Source organism: Pseudarthrobacter raffinosi (assembly GCF_023913835.1).
In the GTDB taxonomy this organism is placed as follows: domain Bacteria; phylum Actinomycetota; class Actinomycetes; order Actinomycetales; family Micrococcaceae; genus Arthrobacter; species Arthrobacter raffinosi.
In genome coordinates this window covers 75,345-87,644 of sequence record NZ_JAMXBG010000011.1, presented here as the reverse complement: position 1 = coordinate 87,644, position 12,300 = coordinate 75,345, and the positions used below count along the sequence as shown (strand labels likewise).

General features: G+C 60.8%; 14 protein-coding genes. 5 read left to right on the top strand and 9 right to left on the bottom strand.

Going from position 1 to position 12,300, the window contains the following annotated elements; genetic code table 11:
• Positions 1-6: 6 nt before the first annotated feature.
• The 3 genes from NG697_RS12570 to NG697_RS12560 form a co-directional block, all read right to left on the bottom strand.
• Positions 7-213, bottom strand: coding sequence for a hypothetical protein (locus tag NG697_RS12570; RefSeq protein WP_252614382.1), 207 nt, complete (start codon positions 211-213; stop codon positions 7-9).
• A 68-nt stretch (positions 214-281) separates the two neighbouring features.
• Positions 282-431, bottom strand: coding sequence for a hypothetical protein (locus NG697_RS12565; protein ID WP_252614381.1), 150 nt, complete (start codon positions 429-431; stop codon positions 282-284).
• Between the two features lie 194 nt (positions 432-625).
• A complete protein-coding gene (locus NG697_RS12560; protein WP_252614380.1) occupies positions 626-1,024 on the bottom strand; it encodes a hypothetical protein in 399 nt (132 codons plus the stop codon).
• 614 nt (positions 1,025-1,638) lie between these two features.
• On the opposite strand from NG697_RS12560, the gene NG697_RS12555 reads away from it, so the two are divergent.
• Together NG697_RS12555 and NG697_RS12550 are read left to right on the top strand one after the other, a co-directional pair.
• The gene (locus tag NG697_RS12555) at positions 1,639-2,058 is read left to right on the top strand and encodes a hypothetical protein (RefSeq protein ID WP_252614379.1); all 420 of its coding nucleotides are present in this window, start codon (positions 1,639-1,641) and stop codon (positions 2,056-2,058) included.
• A gap of 250 nt (positions 2,059-2,308) precedes the next feature.
• A complete protein-coding gene (locus NG697_RS12550) occupies positions 2,309-2,695 on the top strand; it encodes a hypothetical protein (protein ID WP_252614378.1) in 387 nt (128 codons plus the stop codon).
• 912 nt (positions 2,696-3,607) lie between these two features.
• On the opposite strand, the gene NG697_RS12545 is transcribed toward NG697_RS12550, so the two are convergent.
• Entirely contained in the window at positions 3,608-5,371 is a 1,764-nt protein-coding gene (locus NG697_RS12545) for a hypothetical protein (RefSeq protein ID WP_252614377.1), read from the bottom strand.
• Between the two features lie 522 nt (positions 5,372-5,893).
• Between NG697_RS12545 and NG697_RS12540 the strand changes: the two genes are divergently transcribed.
• Positions 5,894-6,748 (top strand): restriction endonuclease, encoded by an 855-nt coding sequence (locus tag NG697_RS12540; RefSeq protein ID WP_252614376.1) that lies wholly within the window; start codon positions 5,894-5,896, stop codon positions 6,746-6,748.
• A gap of 559 nt (positions 6,749-7,307) precedes the next feature.
• Positions 7,308-7,556, top strand: coding sequence for a hypothetical protein (locus NG697_RS12535; RefSeq protein ID WP_252614375.1), 249 nt, complete (start codon positions 7,308-7,310; stop codon positions 7,554-7,556).
• Positions 7,557-7,590: 34 nt separating this feature from the next.
• Here the strand turns inward: NG697_RS12535 and NG697_RS12530 are convergent, their stop codons facing one another.
• From NG697_RS12530 to NG697_RS12510, 5 genes are all read right to left on the bottom strand, one after another.
• The gene (locus tag NG697_RS12530) at positions 7,591-7,827 is read right to left on the bottom strand and encodes a hypothetical protein (RefSeq protein ID WP_252614374.1); all 237 of its coding nucleotides are present in this window, start codon (positions 7,825-7,827) and stop codon (positions 7,591-7,593) included.
• Positions 7,828-7,923: 96 nt separating this feature from the next.
• Complete coding sequence (locus tag NG697_RS12525) at positions 7,924-8,496, bottom strand: recombinase family protein (RefSeq protein ID WP_252614373.1); 573 nt, start codon at positions 8,494-8,496, stop codon at positions 7,924-7,926.
• Positions 8,497-9,510: a hypothetical protein gene (locus NG697_RS12520; protein ID WP_252614372.1), complete on the bottom strand. Its 1,014-nt coding sequence runs from the start codon at positions 9,508-9,510 to the stop codon at positions 8,497-8,499.
• Positions 9,507-10,085 carry a hypothetical protein gene (locus NG697_RS12515; protein ID WP_252614371.1) on the bottom strand — a complete coding sequence of 193 codons (579 nt, stop codon included), beginning with the start codon at positions 10,083-10,085 and terminating at the stop codon, positions 9,507-9,509. The genes NG697_RS12520 and NG697_RS12515 overlap by 4 nt, the downstream gene beginning before the upstream one ends.
• Positions 10,082-11,146, bottom strand: a complete 1,065-nt coding sequence (locus NG697_RS12510; protein ID WP_252614370.1) for a hypothetical protein — start codon at positions 11,144-11,146, stop codon at positions 10,082-10,084. Before NG697_RS12510 ends, NG697_RS12515 begins: the two co-directional genes overlap by 4 nt.
• 238 nt (positions 11,147-11,384) lie before the next feature.
• On the opposite strand from NG697_RS12510, the gene NG697_RS12505 reads away from it, so the two are divergent.
• Entirely contained in the window at positions 11,385-12,209 is an 825-nt protein-coding gene (locus NG697_RS12505) for a hypothetical protein (protein ID WP_252614369.1), read from the top strand.
• The last annotated feature ends 91 nt before the right edge of the window (positions 12,210-12,300 follow it).

Genomic DNA, 12,300 nt, shown 5'->3' with positions numbered 1-12,300 from the left:
CGAAACTCAGGTGTTCTGGTTGGTGCAGCGGCGGGGGCTCCGAGTGGGTGCCCGGTATGCGCTGCGGATGACTGATTCGAGAGCAGCTGTACGGATTGCGTCCGCACTCTCAACGGCGGAGAAGCGGTAGTCGTCGTAGAAACCGACCGAGCTTTCAAGCCAGACGGCGACGTCGGTTCCGGCGGCGTTCTCGTTGGTGTCTTGGGTGGTCATGGCCTTCTCGTTTCTGGTTGGTCCGGTGTTACTGAGGTCTATGCGGTGGAGGCGAGTGCGGGTGTCGGTCAGGCTTCTGGGGTCTGCGACTCAGCGGAAGCTGCCGTGAAGTCGCCGCCGCTCGTGAGGGGCCACCAGGCGTGGTAGCCACCGCCGGACCGCACTGTGATTTCTGGGCTGTGTGCTGACTTTTCTTCGTGGGTGTTCTGGGTGGTCATGGCCTTCTCGTTTCTGGTTGGTCCGGTGTTACTGAGGTCTATGCGGTGGAGGCGAGTGCGGGTGTCGCTTAGGCGGCGAGGCTGTGCGTGGCTTTCGGGGAGTCCAGCAGGGCGAGGATCTTTGCGTCTGCTGCCTGGCGTTCTGCCTGCTCGGTCTGAACGGAGCGGCAAACCCGAGCGAAGGCGTCTGCTGCCTAGCGTGCTGTGTCTTCCTGGGCGGACTGTTCGCGGGTTGCCAAATAGAAGTGGACACTTTCAGCGGTGATTGCCGCGAACTCGGCCTGGGCGTTCCGGGACATGTCGGGAGTGCGGCCGTAGACGGTGGCGTGGCCGATGATGCCTCGGGTGTCCCAGGTGTCGTCGGCGGTCCGATGGCCCTTGGGGAAGAACTTTGCGTAGGAGCCGACGGAGCGTTCGAGCCGGCCTTCTGCAATCAGGAGCTCTCCGCCACGGATGACTGCCAAGGTCATCGTCTTGCCAAAGAGGTTCACAGCGCGGGATTCCGAGTAGCCAAACTGGGAGCGGAGGACCTCCAGCTTCGCTGCAAGGTCCGGCCGGTGGTATCCGGCGATGATGATGGCCTGGGCTGTCATGTTGCTTCCTTCGCTTGTTCCTACGTTGAATAAAGCCTAACACGTATTGCCGTCTAGTTCGTATACTGCATCGGAAATGTTGCAAGGGGCATGGAAACCAGTTAATGCGGGGTTCACTATGACTCCCAGACCACAGAAATATGACCTAACCTTTGGTCTCCGGTTGAGACCGACGGGAAGGCTGCCGCCTGGTGCGAAGGCCATTTCCGCGGCGCCCCCGAGACCCTCAGGGAAGCCCGCATCAACATTGAGATCGACTACGAATACCGGCTCTTCAACGTCTGGGTCATATGCAGCGCTGACAATCCCGTCGGCATTGCTGCGGCCCTGTGTTCCTGTAGGCCAAGGCGTGAGCTCATCCAGGGCGGACCCAAAGAAGTGTGGGCCCTGGCCCCGGCCGGCTGCGTGGCGGAAGCTGCTGAGCCCAATGTGCCGTAGCTGTGAAGAGTTCGCCTCCAGTGGCCGGTCCAGCCGCCGCTGCACTGAGCCATCCGCTGCGGCAGCTGCAGCCCGGAGAGACCATGCCGTGAAGACCATCGAACGGGTGGTCCCAGAGGCAATAGAGCCCGAGCCGCCGGTCCCGGATCGTAGCCCTGCAGGCCTAGAATCGAGACATGGAAGGCTGGCACGAAGCGCAACACGCCTCCGGGGGACCCGAGGCGGCAGTTCTCCTGCATGATGTCTGCGGGTGCGGCCGCAGGAACCCGCGCACGATGTCCGCCTCCGACCTTGCCAGGGACACCAGCGGGGACCGGGAAGTGCAGCGGGCCGCGGCCCGGTTGCGCCTCGTCACGGACCGCAGGCTTGAGCGCCTGCCGACACCCCAGTGGGTTATCGACCTTGCCCACGAAGACACAGATCCACTTTTGGAACCGGGCTGGATGGAAAAGGCCATTGCCCGCCTTGACCGTGAGGCCCGTAAGCGGTGCCCCTGCCGCTGTCACGGACACAAGACCCCGAATGAGCTGGCCAGGGATGAGCGGGACGAACGGAATCTCGTACGGGCGCGCGCGATTTCAGAGGACTCTCGATGAGCGTTTTGGCCGGACCACACCCGAAAGCGTCTTGAGCCTGGCGGCCGAAGGGGACGAGTAGCGCAGCGGGACCGCTGGTGCAGGAAACCCCGCGGCATTGGGGGAAAGCCGCGGGGTTTCGCCATTGACCATAGCGGTAGTGATTGATGACTACCAGTAAGGGTGCACAAAGTCCGTTGGGGAACATAGAAACAGAGGTGCCATTTCGGCACATGCGGTATACGAGTTGAATCTGTGAAAAACTGCACACATGACGACGACACCGAACGATGACGCCAAACTCGTCCGACTGGCCGAGACTCGACTTCGGGCGGCCGCGGCAGGGGAGCGCGAAGCGCGCGAGGCCCTTACCGCGGCAGAAGAACTCACACTCTCCGAGATCGAGACGGCGAGGGATCTGGGCATCACCTGGGCGCGCATCGCCGAGATCACCGGGTTGACGGACACCCAAGCGCAGTGGCGCATCCATCGCAATGACCCGTCGGTCCGTGCGCTGCGTGACCGCGAACGTGTTCCGGAGGGCGAGAAGAGGAAGGCAAGCGGTCCCTGGCCCGGAAGGACTTCGAAAAGGTACTGGCAGAGAACAGCAGCTACCCCGGTTTGCGCGAGCACCTCGCTAACTTCGAGGACTGACTAGGCGTCCGTGTGAGGGCATGCCTGCCGGGCTTCGGCCACCTATCGCACTGGCATGGCCAAGGCGGTTTCAGGCCTCCCGTCCACCACGGCAATGCCCGGCGGGTCCGTATACGAACCCAAATGGGATGGTTTTATTTACTGCACACTGTCAACCGCTGACCCATCGACTTGCCCATAAGCGGTTCGCACCAACCCGGATGACCTGAACCGATAGCAGTCGATAGCAGTAGGGTATGAGCATTCATTGGCACGGCTGAAGAGACCACGCTCTGATTCCAGTGGTTGGCGGAGGAGGGGAAACATTCAACATGAATGCAAAGGCTGTTCTAGTCTCCCATCGGCATGCCGCGCGGAAATACAACTTTCAGCGAAGCCTCCCGATCCTGTAAGAGCCAAGTGCCCACTGCCGACGACCTCCGTCCCTGGTCGTCGATTAGATGCCACTCTTGCGCTTTCGCATCAAGCTCGGCGACAAACTGATAGTGGCTCTGCCCGGACTGGCTGACGCCTGTTGCTCGCACCGAAGTGTAGGGTACCCTCTGGTTCGCATCACCAGGAAAACTGCCGTCGACGTGGTCCGGGTCGCGCTACAGCGCCTGGCCACCCCGATTCCGAGCCTCCAACAAAATTATGCCCATGTCCTCGAACTCGTCAGGCAAGAACCGTAGAGGGATCCCTCCGCCGCCAGGAAACACCAGAACCAGAACGCGAGAAGGAGCGGGGTTTCGGCCGCGGCTAGGCGAGACCGAAAAGCCAACGGCGAGAAGAGGAGCGACCGATTGGTCGCCCCTCTTTTGTGCAGCTACTACAGATGCAGGAACACCCTCATCGGTTGAAATCGCGGACACTTCAACTGTGAACAACATCCCACTGGAAGCGCGATCGCGTGGATGCGAGCGAGGATGTCGCACGCCTAGGCTTGAGGATCCCAACGCAGACGTCCGCGAATCGTCGCGGCAGGAATAAGGCGAACGGCCTTCCGAGCCTGCTCATGGACGCTGCTCGGTTCGACAGGCACGAGTTCGATGTCACCGGTGATCTCAAGGCTGAACGCGAATGCGTAATCGTCGCCGAGCAACGGAAAAGGGATCGTCCAGGGAACGACGAGCTTCCCGGCTTCGGCGCGTGCCATCAGATCGTCGAGCGCTGCGGGGTTGTCTTCGTGCCAGACAACGAGCTCGCCGATGCCGACCTCAGGCTCCAGCCCGGCGACCGCGTCCGCGATGATACACAGACCTACGCCCTTCTGATCTGCCAAAGCCTGCATTTGCTCAGGCAGCGCGATAGGTCGCTTGGCCGCAGTGCTGATGCGGGCTAAGTCCTCGACAGCTGCAACCACACCGGGTGGAACCGGCGGGTCACCTGTGAGCTCGATGGTTTGCTCGGCGGCTCGGAGACCAAATTCGTCCTTTGGGCGTAGCAGGTTGTTGTTCCCCCATGCCGCGCAGAACCGCAGCGCCGGCAGGACGCGTTGCACAGGTTCACCCACCCAGCGGTCCCCACGCACCTCGAGCTTCACCGTCATCGACCCCCCAGCCGGGGTTTTGGGCATCATGTACAAATCAACGCCGATATATCCTTCGGCATCGGCGCCTTGGGAATGTTGGCCACCTGTGATTCCGCGTCCTGTCCGCCGCAGGGAGAAGAGCCGCTCGGCCAATACTGTTCCGTCGGTGTCTTCGATGCTCCAGAGGGACCGCCCTGTTGGTTCGTCGTCGAACTCGCCGAAAGCCGGGCCGATTCGCAGCACTGCATCACCAGCGGGCAGGTCACCGCCGAGTCCCCCGGGGAGGTCGATAGTGAGTTTGTCGACGACGTCGCCTTCGAGGGTGAGGGGCGTGCCGTAGTCCCGCCATCGTTCCCACGCCTCGCGCTGCTCGCGAGTCATTCGCTCGGGATACACGTTGTAGCTGCCCGGAATGGGACGGTCTTCCAGGGCGGTGTCGTACTTGGTGGAGACATGCCAGGTGACGTGTGGCGCCTCAGGGCTCGTTCGTGCGATCACGCTGGCGACGAGGCCGTTCCGGGGATTCATGTCGGGCAGGTCTGTCGTTACTTGGTAGTCGTAGCTGAAGTGTGGGTCCGCCGCGTTGATGTGCTTATGAAGGTCTGCCAATGTACTCGCGGCATCACCAGGTTCGATCCTTGTCGGATCTGTCGTGAGGTTGTGCAGCCCGGTGAGGCTGTTCATCTGGTTCAGGATCTCTCGTACTTTTTCCATACCGTCGCCGAGGTAGTACTCGCGGATGTTGGGCGATTCGAGCAGCAGTTCCTCGATCTGTGTGAGCCCAAAAATTTCAACGGGGAATGGTGCTTTGAGCTCCGCAGCAAGGTCTGCGAGCCAAGTCTCCTGCTCGCGGGTGAGTTCCATGGGCAGCGTTAGATACCACTTTGAGATTGTGTAGCGAGAAGTCGTGTCCTGGTGGGTCGCGATCGCCGTCTTCAGAGACTTCTTGATTTGGTTTTTCCGCGAGTCATTGAGTCCGTCCGCGAACTTCTTGACCTGGTAGTTCTCGGCATGGAACGACGACTGACCGGGGGGTACCAGGACGTCCAGTCCGCCGTCGCCCTGGGAGGGTTTGATGCGCCGCGCATGCTGGTATCGGCGACACAGCCCGACCGCGATCATCCGCTCGATCGTGTCAGGGTCTACGACGGTCCATGGAATCGCGGTCACTGGGGAGTGGTTCCTTCCGTTCTGATGTGGATCGCCCCGAATGCCTCCCGTGGCATCGCAGGTAATGGGAGGTAAACGATTTGGCACGACGTCGGTGTTGCTTGCCTGGGTAGCCGTCCCAGCCTTCCGTGCCAACCTGATGGCTTCCCGATTCAAACTCTATTACGACGGGTTCGAAATCAGGCGGACGTTCTGGAACCACGAAATCGGGTCACCGCACACCGGCTCGTTCGAGAGCAGGTTCCGTCACAGGGGCACACCTCTAAGGGGTGCCCCACCACCCATCGATGAGTGGGACAGGTGAAGGAAGCGGCCCCTGTGGCAGTGAGTGCGATGGAACTGACTATTGCCACGAGGGCTCTTACTCGTAGCCTTCGTCATTCAGTGCGAGGGAATTACCGTCGCTGTACTCAATGAAGAGGTTTGGTGATAGCCGCACTTACTCGGTGAGTTGTTATCAGTTGGCTCGATGTTAGCGCTGATGAGACAGCTTCCTATCTGCATCCTTCGTATACTCAGGGGATGACAACGGAGCCTGACAAGCACGCGGACAAGCAGGCACCGGTAGGCGAGCCGGACGGGGATGAGCCAGACAAGCAGGCGGTGGAACTCGCCGAGTCGGACGACGACTTCGCTCTCGGCTCCTTGGACTTCGACGGGCTATCTCCCACTGACTTCGAGGCGTTCAGCTTCGACCTCTTAGCCGAGAGCGGCTTCTCTAACGTGGACTGGCGGAAGGGCACTCCCCTGGCGGCTTCACCCTCTGACCGGGGTCGGGACATTGTTGCTCGGAAGCTGCTGCGAGACATCGACGGCCACGAGTACGAGGAAACCTGGTTCGTCGACTGCAAGCACTATAAGCGTGGAGTGCCACCCGATGCTCTCCAGGGCACTCTCGCTTGGGCTATGGCCGAGCGTCCCGCAGTGGTGCTGTTCATAGCTTCCGGCTATCTCACCAACGGCGCGAAGGACTGGATTGCGGACTACCTGCGCACCAACCGGCCGCCCTTCCGGATCCGCGTCTGGGAGAAGCCGCAACTCCTCAGGCTCGTGGAGAAGAATTTGGACCTCGCCTTCCGCCACGACGTGGGCACGAGCACGCTGCGACGGGTGTCCGAAATACTTAAGGCCGAGTCGGAGTTCACGGATCGGCTCTGGTACGGCAGAAAGCCCGCGGATGAGGACGTCCATCTCTACGATTGGGCGGACAACATTAAGGCGGGGATGCTTGCCGCTAAGCGCCGTATGGAGGAGCAGTACGGCGTCGAAGAGTTGGCGAAGGACGTGGAGTCGGACTGGGCCTGGGGTTACCTGTCGGGCCGGATTTCTGCGCTGCGCTGGGTTCTTGGCGACGAGTGGCACATGCTCGACAGCTGAGCACCGCGCACAAGATGCGATCTCGGACGCTTACAGCGCCCAGGTGTGCGTGCCGCTGCAGCCGCCAGAAGACGGCCTCAGATTGCGCGGCTTCGCAGTGCAGTGCTGGGCTGGGCTTCCAGCCCAGCACCGGCTAACAGAACCCAATTTGGCACCCGTAAGCCGGTCGCCGAGCGCGCAGCCAGGCAAGATTCTTGCCTCGGCGCCGTTGCTAGCCTCCCTACCCCCCACGATGATATGCGCGGTGAAGGGGCCTAACCGCTACACTCCCGAACGTCTCGAAACCCTGGGGTTTTGTGAAATCTCAAGGGCGATGGCATGAGGGCCGCTCCCCTTTTTGATTGCCGGCTTTCCCTTTCGTCCCTACCGGCGCTCTAGTGCAGAAGACTTAGTGTAGACAAGGCTTAAGGCGAAGCGTAGGGACAACCTGGACGTCATTTGCGGTGGTGTTATCGGCCGCATAAATCGTCCGGAGGCAGTCGTGGCAGGACTCCCTATCAATGGCCAGTTATGGATCGTTGGCCGAACATCGCAGCTGAGTTCGGCCGCATCAAAGGAGTTGGCAGCATACCTGCACGTTCCACGTTCAGGGCACCCTTGGCCTGAGGAGCTCGCGCCCGGAATTCTGGACAGGTTCACCAGGGAGAAGGAGCCCGTCCACCTGACCCTGGTTGAGCCGTTGGTCATTGAGGTGGCCGCCGACGCCGCCTGGTCAGGGAGGGCGTTCCGGCATCCGTTGCGGTACCTGCGAGCCAGGCCAGAGCTCGCACCAGGTGAGGTGGAGCTGCCGGAGCAGCTGGCTCGGTAACCCGCCGAATATTGAGTCCTTCTCCGCGCCGTGGCTACCACTTCTCAGGATGCTCTGTGAGCTCTCGGGCGAGGATCTCTGCGCAGTTCCATGCTGCCTTGCACCGGTGCGGCGCCGCGAGGGTCTCAGCCGGCGTGGATGTCCCGCTGAGCAGGAAGACCACGTCATTCCAGCACGTCCTGCAGCCCGTCAGGCTCAGCTCCCACTCGGTAATAGCGTGGAAGTAGAAGCGCACATAGTCGGTCGCCTGGGTGTTTGTCTGGATGTTCATTATCAACTCTTTCGTGTTTCATGTACCCAGGGATTTGGGTTTGTACCCTCAATGTGTGCGGACCGTGCGGTTGCCCTCTTCAATGCCGCAGCCGTCTCATGTCGAAGATCCCCTGGCTCCGTTCTTCGCGAGTGATCGGTACAGGGTGGCCTGGCTGACGCCAACGGCCGCGGCGATCTCCTTAACCGTGAGGTTCCCGGCGTCGTAGAGGTCCTGGGCCCGGCTGAGCGACTTGGGGGAGAGGGCCTTGGGGCGGCCGCCGTTCCTGCCGCGGGCACGCCCTGCCATCGCAATCTTGGTTCTCTCGCTGATGGTCGCCCTCTCCAGCTGAGCAAATGCCCCGGCAAGATGCATCGCAAACAGGCCCGAAGCGGTGGACGTGTCGATTGCCAGGTCAAGCACCTTCAGCGTGACGCCCTTCTCGTCGAGTTCCTCGTTGATCTCCAGCAGGTGCTTCAGGTTTCGACCGGCCCGGTCCAGCCTGGTGATCACCAGCTCGTCGCCGGCACGTAGCGCCTTCCTGCACGCATCCCACTCTGGCCTGGAGGCTACCGAGCCAGTCATAACATCCGAGTAAAGCACCTCGCAGCCAGCGGCCGTCAGCTGGGCTTGCTGTGCGGTCAGTGACTGGTCCGCGGTGCTCACGCGTGCGTATCCGATGCGTGCCATTTAGAAGTCCTCGTCCTCATCGATATTGGTGTTCAGAAGCTCGTTGATCTCGTAGAGCCCGATCTCCGCATTGGCCTGGACGGCGTCGGCGATCCGGCGGTCTCTTATGCTGAAGTACCTGCCCGTCTTGGTGAAAGCACCTGAAGCGAGATCACGGCGCGCCCAGTCAAGCGCAGCGGCAGCTTCCCGCCTCTCCTTGTGGGACAGGACGCCGTCCGAGTCACCGAGCTGATCGATCTCAACCCGCACTGCCTGTGTGCAGTCTTGATGGGTAAGTATTGCCTTCCGGTCGCACTTTCCGATAAGGGCTGTCAGGGTCTGTGGGTCGAGGTGCTCGAGCTCGATCAGGCGCTCCTGGGCTCCGTGGGCGGAAGTTTCGTCCATGCCCAAGATCAGCTCGATTACGTCCGCCGGCAGTTCCGACCGGTCGATCACAAAGGCCAAGGACCAGGGCGACTGCTTGGCTAGCAGCTGGGCGGTCACGCTAACGAAGCGTGCGTCCAGGTAGGGGTTTCCGAGAAGGCGGATGCAGATGGCCTCATGTTCATGATCCGGGAAGCGGCCCAGGAGCGCTTCAAATGCCTCAGTCGAGATGGGAGCACCGACTTCAGCGACGGGCTGCCGTTCAGCGCCCCACCATCGTGTCTTTTCGGTACGATCAGGGTCCGGCTCGGCATGTTCTTCATCGTCAAGCGAGCAGAGGAACTCGTCGAAGAGATTGCGGTAGCGCCAAGGGTACCGCAGTGCGCTTAGCCGCTCCTTGATGGATGCCTCATCCTCGAGTTCGACCTCGCCCCAGTGCAGGAGGAACCATAAGGGGAGATCCCCGTTGCTCCTAGCCCTCCCCTCGTCGCGGAAGCAGTCCCGCACCCTCCGCCACGAACCAAGGGCGAGCCGGTGGAGCGTGAAGTCATACTGTTCGCGGTCGTCCGTGAACGCCGCCGCCCTACGCGCGACGGGACCACAGTCGATGCCCATGTCGTCAAGGGTGAGACCGATGCCGATGCCGGTCATGCCTTCCACCCTTGGTCTTTGATACGTGCGTGGATACCGCGGACCATAGTTGGTGCAAGGGCCGGATTCTCGAGCAGGGCGTAGAGCATTTCAGGACACTTCCGAGCGTCCTTCTTTAGCTCCTCGAGGACGTCCTGCGGCGTACTTTCATTCGCCGCCAGACCCTGCCTGACAGGCTCCTGATGCGGCATGCCCGGCGCCACCATGAGGCGGATTTGGTCTTCCTCGACCACGTCACGAGCCCAGTTGTAGAGGTGCTCGTGCAGGGAGTTGTGTACTGACTCGTCGTATCTCAGGCCGGTGAGCGCTGCTTTTATCGACTCTTCCGTCTCGTTCTCGGTCTGCGCCCAGTAGAGGGCAAACCAGAGAGGGGTTTCGCGGTGGTCAACTCTGAAGCCCTCTTCAGCTGGCACATAGAGTGCGTCCCTCAAATCCCGCCAGGAACCGTAGAGGGCGAGCTCCAACGAGAAGTCGTACTCCTTGGGGTACCCACTCGTTTTCCGAGTGGTGGTGTGGTTGCCCGTCGAGCCGTTGTCGATGCCGAGGTCGTCCAGGGTAATGCCAATACCGGTCATTTGTTCCGTTCCTTGCGCTGTGCCTTGAGGGCGGTGATCTCTTCGTGTGTGGCCAGGCGGCCGGTGGCGGTGTAGCTGCAGCCTGCTTCATCTGCTCCGCCGTCGTCCGCTTCGCCGCTGCGCCATGCGCGCTTGACGGTGACCAGGGTGACGAACGCGTCTTCGGACTCGGCCCAGATGGTCTGGCCCACAGTCCATGCGGCCTGCTCAACCAGGGCGTCATCGGGGTTGAAGGTGTAGAGACTGATCGGTGGTGCGGTCTTCTCGCCGGCTTTGGCGGCCTGAGCGGTGCGCCACTTCCCTAAGGCAGAGTTCACGTCGACGGCGAAGTCCGGCAGGAGCCTCCAGCGCTTGGTCAGCGGGTCGTACTTGCCCTGGAGACGCTTGGCCGCCTTGCGCACGCTCGTTGCCTCGAAAGGGATCGAGACCCACACCAGGCTGGCCAGCTCGGCGGTCTTGGCGGCCTCTGCGGCGATCTCACGTTCGGCGTCCTGGGACGCGTAAACGCGCTCCTGAGCGGTCAGCTCATCGAAGACCTCGACAAGCTCCATGTTCCCGGCCGCACCGATCCGCCACCGCTTAGAGGCGGGCTCCCAGGTGCCGCCTGCGTCCTTGACGATCGCAGCCATCTGGTGACCGTAAGAGGTAGCGAAGTAGAGGCGCCGGTCTTCCTTCGTGATCCTGATGTCGGCCGTTTCGCGGAGGATCTCGACGGCGGAGGCCAGGACACGCGGTGCTGCCTTCTTGGCAGCCCGGGCAGCGGAGCGGGTCAGCCCATCCTTGTTGAGGCCCAGTCCATTGAACCCCCTGGCATCGTAGCCGTCGCTGTCATAGCCGGTGTGGTCAAAGCCTCGGTCGTCGTATCCGACCACAGAACCGTTGAAGCCGCCCTCCGGAGCGTGGGCCACGAAGAATCCGTTCTCGGTTGCGGCCTCCGTAACCGTCGCACGATCTCCGCCGATGATATTCAGATTGCCCATGCTGGAGACCTTGAAGATGCAGTCGACCCCTTTGAGGGCAGCCTCGAAGAGAATCTGCTGTTCAGCGGTTGCCTTTTTCACGCGGACTCTTTCCAAGCGGGTGTACATGTACATATGTGGTACTGAAAGACTATCAAAACATACCCCTAATTGATAGATAGATTCTGAGAGTCTTTTGAGAGACGCTCCGCCCTGGGCTTTGGTGACCTGGCCACCACTGGCACATACGACCGTGATTGTGAGAGCAGATGTGCTGTTCGATAGTTCTCGGGCATGTGGCGAAAGTGGATTGGGCTAGTGGCTGCCGTATGCTCAACTGATGAAAATCGAAGAACGAATCGTTGGGCTGGATCACGCTGTGACAACTGGCCGGTATGCCTCATGGCATTTTGATGAGCTGGAGCTTCGGAGCTTCCTGCTGACAAGTGCGAAGGGTATGACGGCCTGGTTCAAGTCAAAGGAGGAAGAAGCAGAGCGTGAGGGGCGGAAGTCTTTCGACCGCGATACCTACCCGGGCCTTGCGGCTTACAACAGCTTCATGGACGAGACTGGCATCTTCTGGGAACAGTACTGGCAGCAACTGTCCGCGGCGGTTATCAAGGATGCCTTTACGCTCTTCGAAGTCTTCCTCGAGGAGTCGGCGCATGATTTGCTTCGGCGGTATGGATCTGGGCTGAAGAAGCTCTCCACAGAGGGGACGTGGTTACTCCACCAGTGCAACAGCTTCTACGAAGACTATGTAGGCGTCACCATCACAACACCGGAGATCGAGAACATCCAGTGGATTCGGAACAAGCTTTCGCACCTACGCAATTCCTTCCGCACCGTGGAAGGGAAAAATGAGTTTGCCGATAAGGTCACAGCCTTAGGAATTCGCGGTATCGAGAGTAGTGACGAGGAGGGTTGGGGGCTTCCTAACCAGGATCATGACGCGAATTCTCTTATGACAGGATCGCTAGTGCTCAGTCCTCTGGAATCCTGGCGAATCCTCGACATCCTCAGAAAGAATGTCGAGGCACTAACACTCGTGCTCCATGGCATTCAGTACGGTTCCAAAACGACGCCCGCACTGGATGACCTGCGGGCAGGCAAGACAGTAGAAAAGAAACGCGATGAGAAGCTTCTTTCCGTCCCCGTGCCATAGTTTTCCAAGACGGACAGCGGTGCCAACCAAAGGGGCCGGCATGCGGATCAACTTGATGCGGTTGGTTTGAACAGGTGTCGGTCCTGAAACG